The organism is Marinobacter sediminum, assembly GCF_016820575.1.
GTDB lineage: Bacteria > Pseudomonadota > Gammaproteobacteria > Pseudomonadales > Oleiphilaceae > Marinobacter > Marinobacter sediminum.
In genome coordinates, this window is record NZ_JAEMQH010000001.1 from 1332762 (window position 1) to 1349137 (window position 16376).

Consider the following 16376-nt stretch of genomic DNA (forward strand, 5'->3'; position numbering starts at 1 on the left):
TAGGGCGGTTTGTGTAGTTATGGGTGGAAGAAATGGATACATACAAGCTGCCCGGCAAATACGAAGCTGCGGCTGCCTGCTTAATTTGAGCTTAGTTCACGCTCGAAAAATAGGACAGTGAGTAAGCCGTTAAGGTTCATTAAATTGTGTTACGGGGTGGGGGGCTTACTGCCGGCAGGGTGGGGCTGGAGCGCAAGGGGTGTCTTTCCAGAACAGCTTGTTGAAACTCGCTTTGCTCAGACAAACAAGCTGTTCTGGAAAGACACCCCTTACACTCCGATCCGGGCTTTAGGAACTTCTTTCCGGTGGCGTTTTATTTTTTTGTTAACCTGAACACGCTTTCGGTGGCACCGGCCAGGCCTTTGCGTTTGGTGAACGGGTGGTCTTTGGCCAGGGTGTTGGTGACGATGTGTTCGACGGTGTAGTCCGCCGAGTAGAGTTCCATCACTTCCTCATCGCTGACGTTAAACGGTGGGCCTTTGATGTCGGTGTCGTAGTCGAGGGTGATCAGCAGTATCTTGGTGTCATCCGGGATGATTGCGGTCAGGTGTTCCACGTAGCTCTTGCGCATGTGGGGTGGCAGGGCAATCAGGGCGGCCCGGTCGTAAACCAGACGGATGTGTTTCAGGTCGGCCGGAACCAGCTGAAAAAAGTCGCCGCACCAGAGTTCCAGGTTATCATGCTTGAAGGTTATGAACGGCTCGCCAGGGTGCACTTTGGCTTTTTCGCCGCCTTCCTCGAAGAAGTCCTTGCAGGCTACTTCGCTCAGCTCGACGCCGATCACCGGGTGCCCGCGGTCGTGCAGCCACCACATGTCGTGGGCTTTACCGCACAGTGGGACAAAAACGGCGCTGGCGGCCTTACCGGCCAGTTCTGGCCAGTGGTCGTGGAGGTACTGGTTAACGGTGCCCTCGTGAAAGCCGATTTCCTTTTTGGCCCAGCGTTCGTGCCAGAACTCGTGATCCATGGTTTTCCACTCCCTCTGGTTTGGACGTATGCTCAAGTCTACCCTAATCTTTGCCTGTCTTGATTCAGGAGAAAAGCATGAAAGCAGTATTCCTCGATGCCAATACACTCGGCAACGATGTCGATCTCGCTCCCATTGAGCGTATCACCGGCGATCTGGTTAAACACGGTAAAACGGCGCCCGATGAGGTAGTTGGCCGCATTCAGGGCTTCGATACGGTGATCGTCAACAAGGTAGTGCTTACGCGAGAGCATTTTGAAGCCAGCCCTGAGCTGACCACCATTGCGGTAGTGGCCACCGGGATTAACAACATCGATAAAGACGCAGCTCGCGATCATGGTATTCGGGTGCTCAATGTGACTAATTACGGCCGCTCAACGGTCGCCCAGCACACCCTGGCGTTGATTCTGGCGCTGGCCACACGGTTGCTGGATTACGATCGCGATGTGCGTGCCGGTCGCTGGGGCAAGAGCGATATGTTCTGCCTGATGGACCATCCGATCATGGAGCTGGAGGGCCGTACACTGGGTATCGTGGGGTATGGTGATCTCGGCAAGGGGGTTATTGAGAGGGCCGAAGCCTTTGGGATGAAAGTCCTGTTGGGCGCACGGCCGGGCCAGTCGGCCTCGGAGGTGGATGGCTATCCGCGCATGCCCCTTGACGAACTGCTGCCACAGGTGGATGTGCTGTCACTGCACTGCCTGCTCACCGACGAAACCCGTAACCTGATCGGTGCCCGTGAGTTGAAGATGATGAAAAACGACGCCTTGCTGATCAACACCAGCCGCGGCGGACTGGTGGACGAACAGGCGCTGGCGGATGCCCTGAGGTCGGGCGAGATCGGTGGTGCCGGTTTTGATGTGTTGACCGAAGAGCCGCCCCGGAACGGTAACCCATTGCTGGCAGGCGATATCCCCAATTTGATCGTGACCCCTCATTCGGCCTGGGCAAGTCGTGAGGCGCGGCAGAGGATTGTCGATATTACGGCGCGTAATTTGTCAGCCCCGGCATAACCGGGGCTTTTTGCAATCTAAGCGGCGTGGTTTAGTACTTCCAGCCGATGCTGGCTGAGGCACCGACCTGGTACATCTCCAGGGTAATCGTCTGGTCGGCCGCCAGTGGGTTGGGGCCGGAGACTTCTTTCGTCGGCGAGAAGAACGCCATTCCGGAAAGCTCCAGGTTTTCGCTGAAGTTGTGGGTGAAACCGCCGGTGAAGTGCCATTCCTGCAGTCCCGGAGCGAGGATGTTGAACAGCACGTCCTCATCAGAAATCGGGCTTTCGCCGTAGCTTACGCCTGCTCGCCACGCATTTTTCTGGTTCTGTTGCCACTGCCAGCCCAGCTTGACGATGGTCATGTCATCCCAGCCAAAACCAGCGCCCTGGTCGGCACCCAGCGGTGCTGTCATCAGGTTCGGCAACAGTGGGTTGCCGACGCTGTTCACTTCGCTGTATTTGATATGCTGCACGTCCAGAACGATCCAGTGATCCTGAATGCCGGACCAGGCGATGCCGGCGTTGAACATCTGCGGGATGTCGAAGTCACCCTGTTCGGCAAACAGGCCCTGGTATTGGTCGAATTCTTCCATTTCCAGGATATTGCGCCAGCTTACGCCGCCTCTGAGGGTGTCGGTGATCTTGCCCTGCCAGCCAATCTGAAAGCCGTAGCCCCAGGCGTCATCGTCGCCGTTGTTCGATACGGCACTTGGATCGGAGGAGAAGTCGCCGAAGCCCTGCAGGCCTCTCGCCTCGAAGCGCTGGTAAGCAATGACAGGCGAAATGCCGAAGGCCTGGTTTTCGGAGAATTCCCAGGACCAGGTAGGTGCGATGAACAGCTGTTCCAGGTTTACGCCGGTGCGGCCACCGTAGAACGGGCCACCTTCTTCGCCGGGGTATTCGGTGTTCATGCCGCCGTTGGCGAAGACCGAGACGCCAAAGGCGGTGGTGTCGGACAGCTTGCGGTTAAAGCCGAGGTGCGGGATGACAAAACCATCGCGGCTGCTCTGGTAGTTACCCGGGGCCAGCGGAAACATGTCGTCCTGCTGTGGGTTGCCTTCTACTGAGTATTCCCGCCGGGGCGAAAACGCCTCAAGGCCACCGTCAATGCGGTTGCCGATGAAGGCCATGCCAGCAGGGTTGGTGGCTGCTGCAATGCTGTCCTGAGACAGGGCGCTTCCGGCGCCGGCCATACCTTTATTGATGGTGCCGTATCCATGGCTGAAATACCCGTTAGTCGCTAATGCTGTTGCTGGAACGAAAGCCGTAATCGCGGCCACTGCAAGGCTCAAACGCATAGATGAACACCTGGTCGTTAATTTTCGTCAATTTCGTGGCCGCGTTTGTACCGAAATCCGGATATAAGTGAAAGTGATAAAAGTTTATATGGTTATAATTCCGGGTTAAGGCCTCGCAAATGTCCGGTAATCGGCCATACTCTGTTACGGCAGGTATCTGCCTGATAACCTGTATAAAACTTTCCATCGCAGGACATTGAGTGGCTTCTTTCCAATTCAAAGAACGGCTTCAGGCGGCAGAAGACTGGATTCTCGCTAACCCCAACCCGCCGCGTACCTGGCCCTGGACCTGGCTTTACAAGGCAGGCCGCTCGGTTTATGCGCTGGCCCGGGATGTCATCAGTGGCCAGCTAACCCTGCACGCCATGAGTCTGGTATACACCACGCTGCTCAGTATCGTGCCGTTGCTGGCGCTCAGTTTCTCGGTACTGAAGGCGCTGGGAGTGCATCAGCGCATGGAGCCCTTCCTTTATCAGTTTTTTCAGCCCTTGGGGCCGCAGGGTATCGAGCTGGCAGAGAAGATCCTCGGCTTCGTCGACAATATGAAAGTGGGCGTGCTGGGGTCTGTTGGGTTGGCACTGCTGGTCTACACGGTGGTTTCGTTGCTGCAGAAGATCGAGCGCTCGTTCAACATGATCTGGCGGGTGCCCGACATGCGTTCGATGGCGCAGCGCTTCAGTAACTACCTCAGTGTGATTATGGTGGGGCCCGTGCTGATGGTGTCCGCTATCGGTGTCAGTGCCACCATATTTTCCTCCACCTTTGTCCAGACCTTGATGGAGATTGAGCCGTTTGGCTCTCTGATCCTGATTGCCAGCCGATTTATGCCTTTCTTCCTGGTGGTCGGTGCCTTCACCTTTGTCTACATCTTCATGCCGAACACCCGCGTGAAGCTCCGCTACGCCTTTATCGGTGGACTGGTTGCCGGTGTGTCCTGGCAGGCAGCGGGTATGCTGTTTGCGTCGTTCGTGGCCGGTTCTGCCAAGTACGCAGCTATCTACTCCAGCTTCGCCATTGGTATCATCCTGCTGATCTGGACTTACCTGAGCTGGATGATCCTGCTGCTGGGCGCCAGTCTGGCGTTTTACCTGCAGAACCCAAGCTCCGTTGCCAAGCGCCGGCAGGTTCAGCTGGCGCCTGAGCTGCAGGAGAAGGTGGCTTTAGCGTTGATGTGGATGGTTGCGAAACCCTTCACAGAGGGTGAACCCGCACCTCAACAGGAGGTGCTTGAGCATCGCTTGAGTGTGCCTGGCGAGGTGACTCGGGGCGTGAGTGACAAGCTGATTCGAGCCGGGTTGTTGTCGCTGGCGGGGCGCCAGGGTGACCAGCTGGTTCCTGGCCGGTCGCTGGATGGAATTTCGATTGCCGACGTGCTCAGGGTGGTTCGTCGCGACGAAGATCGGGTGGTGGACAGGTTGCCGTTTGACCTGCCTTTCGACCTGCTGCATGGCGAGGAAGATCGATTGAGCAAGTCCTTCTCCGAGCTTCTGAGAAACGGTAAGACGATTCAGCAATCCGTTAAAGAAGCAGGGCAGGATCCGGTGTCACAGTCGGGCGGGTGAGCGCCCCTCATCACGCAGCATGGCCAGCAGTGATTCCCGAACCAGTTTGATTTGCTGCGGGCTCAGCTGCACCACGTTGGGCAGGTCGTCCTCTGCCAGGTTGCGCTGGTTGGCGTGGTGAAGCACCTCGCGAGTGCCGATGATGATGCCGTCGTTTAACGGAGTCTGATCCTGTCTCGGGGCTGGCCGCTCAGCGGCCAGCAGCAGCGCGCTGAACCGTGGCGGAAGATTCCAGGCCTTGGCCAGCAGCTGGCTGGTGGACCATTGGTAACGGGTCATGGCCTGCCGGATCAACGCCGGCGGCGGGGCGCTGTTCTGTTGCGCGCGGCAGATCCGTTGCAACTCCCTGAACAGGGTGATGTAGGCCAGGGCTGGCAGAAGTCCTGCCATGAAGTGGGCACTGGTGTCTGCGTTATGGAGCTTGGCAATCTGCTCGGAGGCTCGTGCGCACGAAAGTCCCCAGCGCCAAACCCGCTTGGCAAACAGTGCTTCGCCACTGTTACGGGCGGCCATCATGGGCCGCATCACCGCCGCGGACACCACATTCCGGATACCATCGATACCCAGCAGGAAGACCGCTTGATCTACCGATTCGATGGTCTTGTCGCCATTGCGGAAGAAGGGGCTGTTGGCTACTTGCAGCAACTGATCGGTCAGGGCCGGATCCCTGAGAATGATGTCGGTCACACTCTGACGATCGGTGGATTCATCGGCCAGGGCCCTGAGCAGCATCGGGAGGCTGAGTGGTTGCCTTGGAAGCTCGTCTAGCCGGCCTTCGCTGAGGCGATTCTCCAGTTCTCCAAGAATCTCCGGGGCAGGCAGTAACTCTCCGGCCAGTGCAGAGGGCTTGGCATCCAGCAGCCAGCAAAACAGGTTCTCCTCCAGCTGGCGGGTCAGTTCTAACCCGTTCTCAAGGTCGTCGTCGCTCGTTTGCTCTTTGGCTGGGTTTATCAGCCGCGCTTCCGGTAACACTGGAGTTGGCGGTTGTGACGATGAGAATAAACTCGTAATCCAGGATAGAAAGCCTGGCATCCGTTGCCTCCGAGCCGTCAGGTCGTAAAAATTAAATATCCTTTACGCCGCAGTATAGTCTTTGGCTCAGTGGCTTGCACAGCGCAAGATGAATTGAAGTTGGCGCTCCATTACAGCACGGACTGGCCAAATACGAACACCAGCTGGCAGAAACCGGCAGCCATGCCCAGAAAGGCGCCAACGAGGATTAGCTTGATTTCGTCTTCCTGGAAGCAGGGCCTGAGTAAGTCCTGAAACTCTTCCGAGGACAGGGCGATCATCCGCTCCACCATGATCGATTCGACCGCTCGGGCCCGGTCCTGTTCGAACACCGGGTTGTCGAATGAGGTCTGGGAGATCTCGATGGCTTTTTCCCCAACCTGCTTTTTCAGGGTGGCGAAGCCAGTAGGCCCAAAGGCGACCTGGGTCAGCGCTTTGCCCATGCCGGCGGTTTCGTCCACCAGTGGCTTGATGTGTTTTTTCACCATGTTGCGGGCGCGGTCGCCCTTGGGGCCGTTCAGAATGGCATTGATGATGTTTCCGACGGTCAGGATTTCGTGTGTGACGATGTGGCAGAAGGATTCGGCCACCGCCGGTTGGCGCTTGAGGAAGAGTCCCTGTATCCGGAACGGGCCCACTTTCTTTGGCTGCAGCGGTCGGAAGATGACGTTCAGGGCGATCCAGTTGGTGGCCCAGCCCACCAGCAGGCCGAAGAACGGCAGCACCCACCAGCTCTGATAGAAGTACCAGACGGTCATCTGGATCAGGCCGAACAGGAAGCCAAAGTAGAAGCCGGAGTTGACGATAAAGCGGAATTCGACCTCCCCGCATTCCAGGAAGATCCGATTCAGCAGCCGCTTGTCGCTGGCCAGTCGCTCGATGACCATGCCTTTGATGTCGAGCAGGTCTTCGATGTTCGCCGAGATATCCTCCACGAGGTTGTCGACCAGCTGGGGTGTCGATTTTCGAACCCGGTCATACACCATGTTGCGGGCCGAGGCAGGCAGGTTTTCCCAGAAGGTGGGGTATTCCCGCAGCATCATTTCGTCCACGTATTCTTCGATGCGGCTGTCTACCGTATGAACGATGTGGGTGGCGAGGACTTTCGGGTCAATCTGCTGGAAAATTTCGTTAACGGTGCCGATCTTGGAAATGGTGGCATCGACGCTGATGGCGGCCATTTTGCGGGCTTTTGAGGGGATGATGCCCTGCCAGCCCAACAGCGGAGGCTTGCCGATAAATTCCAGCGGGAAGAACGTCATCTTGATGGCGAGCCAGTTGGTGGTCCAGCCAATCAGCGCCGCGATGACGGGAATGCTGAGGTATTGCCAGAATTCAGGGGTGGTGAACAAGCTTGTCATCCGCTACTCGCTGTTGTCCTTGGTGGCTGCTTGTGAGCAAGCAACCCTGCGAAAAGCCTTCTCCAAAACCCGCTCAAGCACATCCATGTGGCGCTTGAGCTTCGCCATCCATGGCTCCGCACAGTTTTGGAGAAGGCTTTCCACAGGGTCGCCCAGGCTAGGGGGTAAGGCCCTCCAGTCAGCGATAATGTTGTTCGCAGCGAGTACTGTCAATGACTTGGCTGCCGAAAGGCGGCGGGCATTGGAGTCGTCAGGCTTCGTTTCCAATATCGCCCCATAACCACTGGCACAGGGCCATGGCGGCAACCGGGGCCGTTTCGGTGCGCAAAACCCTGGGGCCGAGAGCTACCGGCAGGAAGCCGTCTTGTTCGGCGAGGGCAATTTCATCCGCGGACAAACCGCCTTCCGGGCCGATCATCAGGGCAACGCGGCCGGGCTTGGTCATGGCGCTCAGAGATTGTTCGGTGCGGTGATGCAGAACCAGCCGGGCGTCGCAGTCGCGGCTGTGGTCCAGCCACTGCTGAATCGTCATTACCGGCAGGATCTCAGGCACCCGGGCCCGGCCGCATTGCTCGGCCGCGCTGACGGCCACGGATTGCCAGTGGCGCAGGCGCTTGTCCTCCCGGTCGCCTTTGAGTTTTACATCACAGCGTTCGGTGGTCAGGGGCACAATGCGGGTAACCCCCATTTCCACGGCTTTCTGCACCGCATAATCCATGCGGTCGCCCTTGGAGAGGGTTTGGCCCAGTACGATTTCCAGGGGCGATTCGGTGGCGTTGGGTTCCGGGGTGCCCACCACTACTTCCACCTGTTTTTTGCCAGCGGTTGTAATGGTGGCCGGGTAGTCCTGGCCGTCGCCATTGAACAGGCGCAATTCCTGGCCTGGCTGCATGCGCAGCACCCTTCCGACATGCTGGGCAGCGTTGTCGTCCAGGTCGGTTGTCACGCCTTCACTGAGTGGCGAGTCGGTATAGATTCTGGGGATGCGCATGCCTGTCTTTCCTGGTCAGTCCCTAACGGCGATATCGATGCCCTCGGTCGCGACCTGGGCCAGATGGCGAATCTGGTCTTCGGTGATGACGTAAGGCGGCATGAAGTAAACCACATTACCCAGGGGGCGAAGCAAGGCTTCACGGGTCAGTGAATGCTGATATACCCGCAGGCCGCGCCGTTCCTGCCAGGCGAAAGGGGTTTTCGAGGCTTTATCCTTGACCATTTCCACAGCCAGGGTCATGCCGTGTTGGCGGATGTCGCCCACGTTAGGGTGGTCGGCCAGGTGCGCTACCGATTCGGCCATGCAGGCGGAAAGTCGGCGATTGTGCTCAATCACGTTGTCGTCCCGGAAGATGTCCAGTGTGGCCAGTGCCACGGCGCAGCCGATCGGGTTGCCGGTGTAGCTGTGTGAATGCAGGAAGGCTTTCAGGGTTTCGTAGTCGTCGTAAAAGGCGTTGTAGACGTTGTCCGTGGTCAGCACTACCGACAGTGGCAGGTAACCTGCCGTCAGGCCTTTCGACAGGCACATGAAGTCCGGTGTGATGCCGGACTGCTCGCAGGCGAACAGGGTTCCGGTACGGCCGAAGCCAACGGCGATTTCGTCCGCGATCAGGTGCACACCGTAGCGGTCACAGGCTTCGCGCAGTTTGGTGTGGTAGATCGGGTGGTGCATGCGCATGCCGCCGGCGCACTGGATCAGCGGTTCCACCACCACCGCGCAGATTTCGTCGTGTTTCTCGGCCAGCAGCTTTTCCATGGCCTCGAACTGGCGCAGGGCATAGGCTTCGTCGGTTTCACCAGCTTCCTTATTGAAGGCATCCGGGGAGGGCGCGGTCAGCACTTCCATCAGCAACGGCTGGTAGGTGTCCTTGTACAGCGCCACGTCGCCCAGCGCCAGCGCGCCCAGGGTTTCACCGTGGTAGCTGTTGCTCAGGTTGACGAAGTTCTTCTTGCCCGGTTTGCCGTGATTCTTCCAGTAGTGAAAGCTCATCTTCAGCGCCGCCTCAATGGCAGAAGAACCGTTATCGGCGTAGAAGCATTTGTTCAGGCCTTCAGGGGTTACTTCAATCAGTCGCTCGGACAGGTTCACCACCGGCTCGTGGGTGAAGCCCGCCAGGATCACGTGCTCCAGCTGGCTGATCTGGTCCTGGATGGCGGCGTTGATGCGCGGATTGGCGTGGCCGAACAGGTTTACCCACCAGGAGCTGACCGCGTCGATGTAGCGGTTGTTCTCGAAATCTTCCAGCCAGACGCCTTCGCCCCGCTTGATGGGGACCAACGGCAGGGTCTCATGGTCTTTCATCTGGGTGCAGGGGTGCCACACGGATTTGAGGCCGCGGGCGACGAGATCGGCGTTGCGCATGGAGTATCTCCGGTCAGACTGTCAGGTTTGGATTAATCGGCTGTTAACCCCGGCGAATATTACAGTTAACGGCGCCGGCTGACCACCTTGCCAGGCTCCTTCGACCTGCCGGCCAATGCGGCTGTTCCGATGGCACAGGACAATCCGGTAAATCTTAATAGGAGGTTGTTATGGAGCTTGAGTTAACACACCCATACGACGCGGGTTTGAGCGACGTGCTGGGCACGTTTTTCAGTCGGGACCGGATTCTGGAAAAGAACACGCGGGACGGGTCTCGCAACGTGAAGGTCCGGGAGCTGATTCTCGATGAAGCCTCGGCGCGGATAGTCATCGAACGGGAGGTCACCAGTTCCACTGACGTTCCGTCGATTCTGGCCAGCTTTCATCGGGAGTGGAACGAGGTCAGCCAGGATGAGCACTGGTTCCGAAAGAGTGAAGACGAGTGGCATTGCGAGTTCCGGGTTCGCATCGACGGAGTGCCGGCCAAAATCCGGGGCATTATGAAGCTCAAGGGTGATGGCCAGTCCTGCACCAATCAGGTCAATCTGAAGGTGCGCAGTGATCTGCCATTGATAGGTAAGAAGCTTGCCAAATTTCTGGCCGAGGATTCCCTTATCAAGATTGAGGAGGAGTACCAGGCCACGCGCCGGCTGCTGCAGCAGGATTGAACGGCGCCCATAAAAAAGCCCCACCAATGAGGCAGGGCTTTTAAGCGAGCGTTGAACGCTGGCGTCAGTGCGCCAGCACCCGCGACAGGAACGCCTGAGTGCGTTCGTTCTGGGGGTTGTCGAACACATCGTCCGGCTTGCCCTGTTCCACAATCTGGCCTTCGTGGATGTAGATCACGCGGTCGGCCACTTCCCGGGCGAAGCCCATTTCGTGGGTGACGACCATCATGGTCATGCCTTCTTTGGCCAGTTCACGCATCACGTCCAGCACTTCACCGATCATTTCCGGGTCCAGTGCCGAGGTAGGTTCATCGAACAGCATCAGTCGCGGTTCCATGGCCAGGGCACGGGCAATGGCCACCCGCTGTTGCTGGCCGCCGGAGAGCTGGCTCGGGTATTTGTCGGCCTGGTTGCCAATGCCTACCCGGTTCAGTAGCCGCTCGGCGGTGGCATTAGCCACGGTTTCCGAAGTGTCCTTGACCTTTTTGGGGGCCAGCATGATGTTCTTCTTCACCGTCAGGTGCGGGAACAGATTGAATTGCTGGAACACCATGCCGACTTCCTTGCGGATCTCGGCCAGGGATTTCGGGTTGCCGCTCTTCGGAGCGAGCGGATGTCCGTCCACGGTCAGATGGCCGGATTCGAACTCTTCCAGACCATTCACGCAGCGAATCAGGGTCGACTTGCCGGAGCCACTGGCCCCGATGATGACCACCACTTCGCCCTTGGCAACGGTCAGGTCGATGTCTTTCAGGACATGCAGCTTGCCGAAGTACTTGTTCATGCCCTTCATTTGTACGATATCAGTCATGATCAGCGTTCCTTCAGACAGAGGCCAGTCCACGCCGCTCAATCAGGCGCAGGATCAGGGATAGCGACAGGGTAATGCCGAGATACATGATCGCGACCACGAAATACACCTCAAACGCCGTGAAGGTGTTGGCAATGTAGATCTGACCCTGGCGTACCAGCTCGCCGACACCAATTACCGAGAACAGCGAGGTGTCCTTGATGCTGACGATGGCCTGGTTGCCCAGTGGCGGGATCATCCGGCGCAGAGCCTGGGGCCACACAATAGACCAGAAGGTCTGGCTACGGGACAGGCCAAGTGACAGGCCGGCTTCGGTCTGGCCTTTGGCGATGGATTGCACGCCGCCACGAACCACTTCCGAAATGTAGGCGCCGGAGTTCAGGGCGATAGCCGCAATACCCGCAACCAGCGGGTCGATGGGGCCACCGATCAGGTCGGGCAAACCGTAGAAAATAAACAGAACCTGCACCAGGATCGGGGTGCCCCGAAAAATCTCGATGTAGGCGGTGGCCGGCCAGCGCAGGAACCATCTCTTGTTGATGCTGAGCAAGCCAAAGAGAATGCCCAGTAAAAAACCAATCAGCAGACCGCCGAAAGAAATCAGCAGGGTATAGGGGATCCCTTTAATCAAAAACGGAATGGAGTCGATGGCGGCTTGCCAGTCGAACTCAAACTGGAACTCCACAGTGGTATTCTCCAATCAATGAGAAGGGAATCACCGGCCTGCGTATCAGGCCGGTGGTGGTCGCAGGTTTACTTGCCTTCGGGCAGGGTGCCGAACCACTTCTCATAGATGGATTTGTAGGTGCCGTCTTCCATCATCGACGCCAGTGCGGCGTTGACTTCGTCCAGCCACTCGCTGCCGGCTTTCAGAGCAATGCCGTATTGCTGGCCTTCGTACATCGGGCCAACGGTTTCAACTTTGCCACTGCCCTTGGTACGGGCGAAGTAGCCAACGTTCGGGGCATCGTAGAATACGGCGTCAACGGCGCCAGACATCAGGGCCAGGTACATGTCGGCACTGCCCGGATATGGGGTGACGCCAGAGTTGTCGTCCAGGTTCTTCATCAGGAAGTCATAGCTCGTGCTGCCAATCTTGGAGCCGATTTTCTTGCCTTCCAGGTCTTCCAGCACCTTGATGTCGTCGTTGCCCTTGGGGACCAGCAGGCGCAGGCCCGAATCGTAGTAAGGGTTGGAGAAATCAACGATCTCTTCGCGGGCTTCGGTGATGGTCATGCCGGCGATGGCGATATCGACGTTACCCGTTTGCAGGGCCGGGATAATGCCGTTGAAGTCCATGGTGTTCAGGTCGTATTCGAAACCGGATCGCTTTGCGACTTCGGCAATGATGTCCATGTCAAAACCGATCATTTCGCCGGTTTCCTGGTCCATCATCTCGAAGGGTACGAAGCTCGGGTCGGTGACGACGCGCAGGGTTTCTGCACTTGCGGTTCCAGCGGCCAGGGTAAGTGCCAGGCTAGCGCCAATTGTTTTCAGCCATTTCGTGTTCATGCTTTCTCCTGTTTCTTTTATTGGTGCTCCGTCCGCCGGGTAAGGCAGTCCGAACAGCACGGCTGGTGACCGTGAATTCCGGGGAGCGTTTTGGGAACTGCGTCCCGTACACCTTAGCGTAATGCCAAAGGAATTTCAGGAAATCAAATGCTTGGAGGATTTGGAGACAGCGTCGGGTAGAAATGGAAAGCAATCGGGGCAGACGCCCCGACCGCTAACCGGAATTCAGAAGGAGATTTTTTCCTGCTCGCTGATCCCGAGGTTCTTCCAGATGCTGAGGCTGGGCTCGGCCTGATTCAGGGTGTAAAAATGCAGCCCTGGCGCGCCGGCCTTGAGCAGCTTTTCACACATGTCAGTTACCACTTCTTCGCCAAACTTGCGGATGCTGTCGCTGTCATCGCCGTAAGCTTCCAGCTGCTTGCGAATCCAGCGTGGGATCTCGGCACCGCACATGTCTGAGAACCGCACCAGGTTGGAGAAGTTGATGATGGGCATGATGCCCGGCACCACCGGAATGGTGACGTCCATCTTCTCCAGACGGTCGATAAAGTAGAAGTAACTGTCCGCATTGAAGAAATACTGCGTGATGGCGCTGTTGGCGCCAGCCTTCACCTTGCGGGCAAAGTTCTGCAGATCATCTTCGGCACTGCGGGCCTGAGGATGAAACTCCGGGTAGGCGGCCACCTCCAGGTTGAAGGTGTCGCCACTGTGCTCGCGGATAAACTCCACCAGTTCATTGGCGTAGCGCATCTCGCCGGCCGCACCCATGCCCGAGGGCATGTCGCCCCGCAGGGCGACGATGCGGTTGATGCCGTTTTCCTTATACACATCCAGCAGTTCGCCGATCTCCTGGCGGGTTCCGCCCACGCAGGAAAGGTGAGGCGCTGTGGAGATGCCCTGCTTGTGCAGGTTGACCACGGTCTCAATGGTGCGGTCTCGGGTGGAACCGCCGGCACCAAAGGTGACCGAGAAGAAATCCGGGTTCACCTCGGCCAGCTTGTTACGCACAGTTTGCAGCTTTTCCTTGCCCTGGTCAGTCTTGGGCGGGAAGAACTCGAAACTGAAGCGACGCTTGAACTGTTTCTGACTTTCCATGCTGCCGTCCGATCAGTACTTGTAGCTTTCTGGCTTGTACGGGCCTTCGACCGGTACACCGATGTATTTGGCCTGCTCCGGGGTCATCTTGGTGATCACGCCACCAAAGCCTTCGACCATTGCACGGGCCACTTCTTCGTCAAGATGCTTGGGCAGAACCTGTACATACACGCCCTTTTCACGGGCATCTTCCGGCAGGTCGGCGAACTTGCGCTCGAACAGGTAGATCTGCGCCAGAACCTGGTTGGCGAAAGAGCCATCCATGATCCGCGACGGGTGGCCAGTGGCGTTGCCCAGGTTCACCAGGCGACCCTCAGACAGCAGGATCAGGTGATCGTTGGCGGCCTTGTCGCGATACACCACGTGTACCTGCGGCTTCACTTCGTCCCACTCCCAGTTCTTGCGCATGTAGGCAGTATCGATCTCGTTGTCGAAGTGACCGATGTTGCACACGACAGCACCAGACTTCAGGGCCTTGAGCATGTGCGAGTCGCACACGTTCATGTTGCCGGTAGTGGTGACCAACAGGTCGGTGTTCTGCAGCAGGTCGCGGTTAACGCCGGCTTCGGTCCCGGTGTTCACGCCATTGATGTACGGCGAGACCAGCTCGAAGCCGTCCATGCACGCCTGCATGGCGCAGATCGGATCCGCTTCGGTGACTTTCACGATCATGCCTTCCTGGCGCAGGGAAGCGGCGGAGCCTTTGCCCACGTCACCGTAGCCAATCACCAGCGCTTTCTTGCCGGCCATCAGGTGGTCGGTGCCGCGCTTGATGGCGTCGTTCAGGCTGTGACGGCAACCGTATTTGTTGTCGTTCTTGGCCTTGGTGACGGCATCGTTGACGTTGATGGCCGGCACTTTCAGGGTGCCGTCGCGCAGCATTTCCTGAAGGCGGTGCACACCGGTGGTGGTTTCTTCGGTAACGCCGTGGCAGTTAGCCAGGATTTCCGGGTATTTCTCGTGGAGCAGGGCAGTCAGGTCGCCGCCGTCATCCAAGATCATGTTCGGCTGCCAGCCATCCACGTCAGCACCGACAGTGCGCTCGAGGCACCAGTCGTATTCTTCATCGGTTTCGCCTTTCCAGGCAAAGACCGGAATGCCCCGGGCAGCGATGGCTGCGGCAGCCTGGTCCTGGGTGGAAAAGATGTTGCAGGATGACCAGCGAACATCCGCGCCCAACTCAACCAGCGTCTCAATCAGCACGGCGGTCTGGATGGTCATGTGGATGCAGCCCATGATGTTGGCGCCTTTCAGTGGCTGCTCGGCCTTATATTTCTCTCGCAGGGCGATCAGGGCGGGCATTTCGCCTTCGGCGATCTTGATTTCCTTACGGCCCCAGTCGGCCAGGGAAATATCACGGACTTTGTAGTCGTCGAAATTCTTCAGTTGTTCTGCGGGAGTGCTCATGGTGTTCTCCTGTCAGTCGTGTCTTAACTTGGGCGTATGCCGTCTGACATACGCCTGAAATTGGTTTAGATACCAGCGGCATCTTTCAGTGCGGCTGCGCGGTCGGTCTTCTCCCACGGGAACGCGGTAAAGGTCTTGCCGCCCACGGTCATCTCGTATGGCTCGCGACCAAAGTGGCCATAGGCCGCAGTGGCGCGGTACATCGGGTGCAGCAGATCCAGCATGTTGGTGATCGCATAGGGGCGCAGGTCAAAGTGCTCGCGCACCAACTGAATGATCTTGTCGTCGCTGATCTTGCCGGTACCAAAGGTGTTGAGGGAGATAGAGGTAGGCTGTGCCACACCGATGGCGTAGGACACCTGAATCTCACACTTGTCGGCCAGCCCGGCGGCCACGATGTTCTTGGCAACGTAACGGCCAGCGTAGGCGGCGGAGCGGTCAACCTTGGACGGGTCCTTGCCCGAGAATGCGCCGCCACCGTGACGGGCCATGCCGCCGTAAGTGTCGACAATGATCTTGCGTCCGGTCAGGCCGCAGTCGCCCACCGGGCCGCCAATCACAAACTTGCCGGTCGGGTTAATGTGGAACTGGGTGTCCTCGTGCAGCAGTTCGGCCGGCAGGGTGTGCTTGACCACCAGCTCCATGATCGCTTCTTTCAGGTCCGCCTGGCTGACGTCTTCGTCGTGCTGGGTGGACAGAACCACGGCATCGATACCCGTTACCCGGCCGTTCTCATAGCGGCAGGTAACCTGGCTCTTGGCGTCGGGGCGCAGCCACGGCAGCAGACCGCTCTTGCGGGCTTCGGCCTGGCGCTCAACCAAACGGTGAGCAAAGGTGATCGGTGCCGGCATCAGCACGCTGGTTTCGTTGCTGGCGTAGCCGAACATCAGGCCCTGGTCGCCGGCGCCCTGATCTTCAGGCTTTTTACGGTCAACGCCCTGGGCGATGTCGACGGACTGCTTGCCGATGATGTTGATAACGCCACAGGTGTCGCCGTCGTAGCCTACGTCGGAGGAGGTGTAGCCAATGTCCTTGATTACGCCACGCACCAGATCTTCCAGGTCGACCCAGGCGCTGGTGGTGATTTCACCACCGACGATGGCCACGCCGGTTTTGACCATGGTTTCGCAGGCAACGCGGGCATGGGGGTCTTCGGTCAGGATGGCGTCCAGTACCGCATCGGAAATCTGGTCGGCCAGTTTGTCCGGATGGCCTTCGGAGACCGACTCGGAAGTAAAGATGCTGTAATCAGACATAAAGTTGCTCCTCTGTGAGCGATTCATATTCGTGCCGGTGCGTGTCGCGCGACCAATACCGGCGGTCGTGTTGTTGAT

General features: G+C 58.1%; 15 protein-coding genes. 3 read left to right on the plus strand and 12 right to left on the minus strand.

Going from position 1 to position 16376, the window contains the following annotated elements; genetic code table 11:
* Positions 1–313 precede the first annotated feature (313 nt).
* Positions 314–967 (minus strand): thiopurine S-methyltransferase, encoded by a 654-nt coding sequence (tmpT, locus tag FGO67_RS05920; protein WP_203299739.1) that lies wholly within the window; start codon positions 965–967, stop codon positions 314–316.
* Positions 968–1044: 77 nt separating this feature from the next.
* Between tmpT and FGO67_RS05925 the strand changes: the two genes are divergently transcribed.
* Complete coding sequence (locus tag FGO67_RS05925; protein WP_203299740.1) at positions 1045–1980, plus strand: D-2-hydroxyacid dehydrogenase; 936 nt, start codon at positions 1045–1047, stop codon at positions 1978–1980.
* Positions 1981–2011: 31 nt separating this feature from the next.
* Here FGO67_RS05925 and FGO67_RS05930 read toward each other — a convergent pair whose 3' ends face one another.
* Complete coding sequence (locus tag FGO67_RS05930) at positions 2012–3259, minus strand: OmpP1/FadL family transporter (RefSeq protein ID WP_203299741.1); 1248 nt, start codon at positions 3257–3259, stop codon at positions 2012–2014.
* 200 nt (positions 3260–3459) lie between these two features.
* On the opposite strand from FGO67_RS05930, the gene FGO67_RS05935 reads away from it, so the two are divergent.
* Complete coding sequence (locus FGO67_RS05935; RefSeq protein WP_203299742.1) at positions 3460–4821, plus strand: YihY/virulence factor BrkB family protein; 1362 nt, start codon at positions 3460–3462, stop codon at positions 4819–4821.
* Here FGO67_RS05935 and FGO67_RS05940 read toward each other — a convergent pair.
* The 4 genes from FGO67_RS05940 to FGO67_RS05955 all read right to left on the minus strand — a co-directional run bounded on the left by FGO67_RS05940 (position 4804) and on the right by FGO67_RS05955 (position 9549).
* The gene (locus FGO67_RS05940) at positions 4804–5853 is read right to left on the minus strand and encodes an HDOD domain-containing protein (RefSeq protein WP_203299743.1); all 1050 of its coding nucleotides are present in this window, start codon (positions 5851–5853) and stop codon (positions 4804–4806) included. The genes FGO67_RS05935 and FGO67_RS05940 overlap by 18 nt on opposite strands.
* Before the next feature lie 110 nt (positions 5854–5963).
* Complete coding sequence (locus FGO67_RS05945) at positions 5964–7193, minus strand: DUF445 domain-containing protein (RefSeq protein ID WP_203299744.1); 1230 nt, start codon at positions 7191–7193, stop codon at positions 5964–5966.
* Positions 7194–7443: 250 nt separating this feature from the next.
* Positions 7444–8184 carry a 16S rRNA (uracil(1498)-N(3))-methyltransferase gene (locus FGO67_RS05950; protein WP_203299745.1) on the minus strand — a complete coding sequence of 247 codons (741 nt, stop codon included), beginning with the start codon at positions 8182–8184 and terminating at the stop codon, positions 7444–7446.
* 15 nt (positions 8185–8199) lie between these two features.
* Positions 8200–9549: an adenosylmethionine--8-amino-7-oxononanoate transaminase gene (locus FGO67_RS05955; RefSeq protein ID WP_203299746.1), complete on the minus strand. Its 1350-nt coding sequence runs from the start codon at positions 9547–9549 to the stop codon at positions 8200–8202.
* A 170-nt stretch (positions 9550–9719) separates the two neighbouring features.
* On the opposite strand from FGO67_RS05955, the gene FGO67_RS05960 reads away from it, so the two are divergent.
* Complete coding sequence (locus tag FGO67_RS05960; protein ID WP_203299747.1) at positions 9720–10217, plus strand: DUF2505 domain-containing protein; 498 nt, start codon at positions 9720–9722, stop codon at positions 10215–10217.
* Between the two features lie 64 nt (positions 10218–10281).
* On the opposite strand, the gene FGO67_RS05965 is transcribed toward FGO67_RS05960, so the two are convergent.
* The 6 genes from FGO67_RS05965 to metK all read right to left on the minus strand — a co-directional run bounded on the left by FGO67_RS05965 (position 10282) and on the right by metK (position 16298).
* Positions 10282–11028, minus strand: a complete 747-nt coding sequence (locus FGO67_RS05965; protein ID WP_203299748.1) for an amino acid ABC transporter ATP-binding protein — start codon at positions 11026–11028, stop codon at positions 10282–10284.
* A gap of 13 nt (positions 11029–11041) precedes the next feature.
* Positions 11042–11713 (minus strand): ABC transporter permease subunit, encoded by a 672-nt coding sequence (locus FGO67_RS05970; RefSeq protein WP_203299749.1) that lies wholly within the window; start codon positions 11711–11713, stop codon positions 11042–11044.
* 68 nt (positions 11714–11781) lie between these two features.
* A complete protein-coding gene (locus FGO67_RS05975; RefSeq protein WP_203299750.1) occupies positions 11782–12540 on the minus strand; it encodes a transporter substrate-binding domain-containing protein in 759 nt (252 codons plus the stop codon).
* A 225-nt stretch (positions 12541–12765) separates the two neighbouring features.
* Positions 12766–13635: a methylenetetrahydrofolate reductase [NAD(P)H] gene (metF, locus tag FGO67_RS05980; protein ID WP_203299751.1), complete on the minus strand. Its 870-nt coding sequence runs from the start codon at positions 13633–13635 to the stop codon at positions 12766–12768.
* A 12-nt stretch (positions 13636–13647) separates the two neighbouring features.
* Complete coding sequence (gene ahcY, locus FGO67_RS05985) at positions 13648–15042, minus strand: adenosylhomocysteinase (protein ID WP_203299752.1); 1395 nt, start codon at positions 15040–15042, stop codon at positions 13648–13650.
* A gap of 65 nt (positions 15043–15107) precedes the next feature.
* Complete coding sequence (metK, locus tag FGO67_RS05990) at positions 15108–16298, minus strand: methionine adenosyltransferase (protein ID WP_203299753.1); 1191 nt, start codon at positions 16296–16298, stop codon at positions 15108–15110.
* Positions 16299–16376: the final 78 nt, after the last annotated feature.

What these genes read in the sequence shown, in the direction of transcription:
- tmpT (WP_203299739.1), bottom strand. Translation starts at nt 967, where the DNA reads ATGGATCACGAGTTCTGGCACGAACGCTGGGCCAAAAAGGAAATCGGC.
- FGO67_RS05925 (WP_203299740.1), top strand. Translation starts at nt 1,045, where the DNA reads ATGAAAGCAGTATTCCTCGATGCCAATACACTCGGCAACGATGTCGAT.
- FGO67_RS05930 (WP_203299741.1), bottom strand. Translation starts at nt 3,259, where the DNA reads ATGCGTTTGAGCCTTGCAGTGGCCGCGATTACGGCTTTCGTTCCAGCA.
- FGO67_RS05940 (WP_203299743.1), bottom strand. Translation starts at nt 5,853, where the DNA reads ATGCCAGGCTTTCTATCCTGGATTACGAGTTTATTCTCATCGTCACAA.
- FGO67_RS05945 (WP_203299744.1), bottom strand. Translation starts at nt 7,193, where the DNA reads ATGACAAGCTTGTTCACCACCCCTGAATTCTGGCAATACCTCAGCATT.
- FGO67_RS05950 (WP_203299745.1), bottom strand. Translation starts at nt 8,184, where the DNA reads ATGCGCATCCCCAGAATCTATACCGACTCGCCACTCAGTGAAGGCGTG.
- FGO67_RS05955 (WP_203299746.1), bottom strand. Translation starts at nt 9,549, where the DNA reads ATGCGCAACGCCGATCTCGTCGCCCGCGGCCTCAAATCCGTGTGGCAC.
- FGO67_RS05960 (WP_203299747.1), top strand. Translation starts at nt 9,720, where the DNA reads ATGGAGCTTGAGTTAACACACCCATACGACGCGGGTTTGAGCGACGTG.
- FGO67_RS05965 (WP_203299748.1), bottom strand. Translation starts at nt 11,028, where the DNA reads ATGACTGATATCGTACAAATGAAGGGCATGAACAAGTACTTCGGCAAG.
- FGO67_RS05975 (WP_203299750.1), bottom strand. Translation starts at nt 12,540, where the DNA reads ATGAACACGAAATGGCTGAAAACAATTGGCGCTAGCCTGGCACTTACC.
- metF (WP_203299751.1), bottom strand. Translation starts at nt 13,635, where the DNA reads ATGGAAAGTCAGAAACAGTTCAAGCGTCGCTTCAGTTTCGAGTTCTTC.
- ahcY (WP_203299752.1), bottom strand. Translation starts at nt 15,042, where the DNA reads ATGAGCACTCCCGCAGAACAACTGAAGAATTTCGACGACTACAAAGTC.
- metK (WP_203299753.1), bottom strand. Translation starts at nt 16,298, where the DNA reads ATGTCTGATTACAGCATCTTTACTTCCGAGTCGGTCTCCGAAGGCCAT.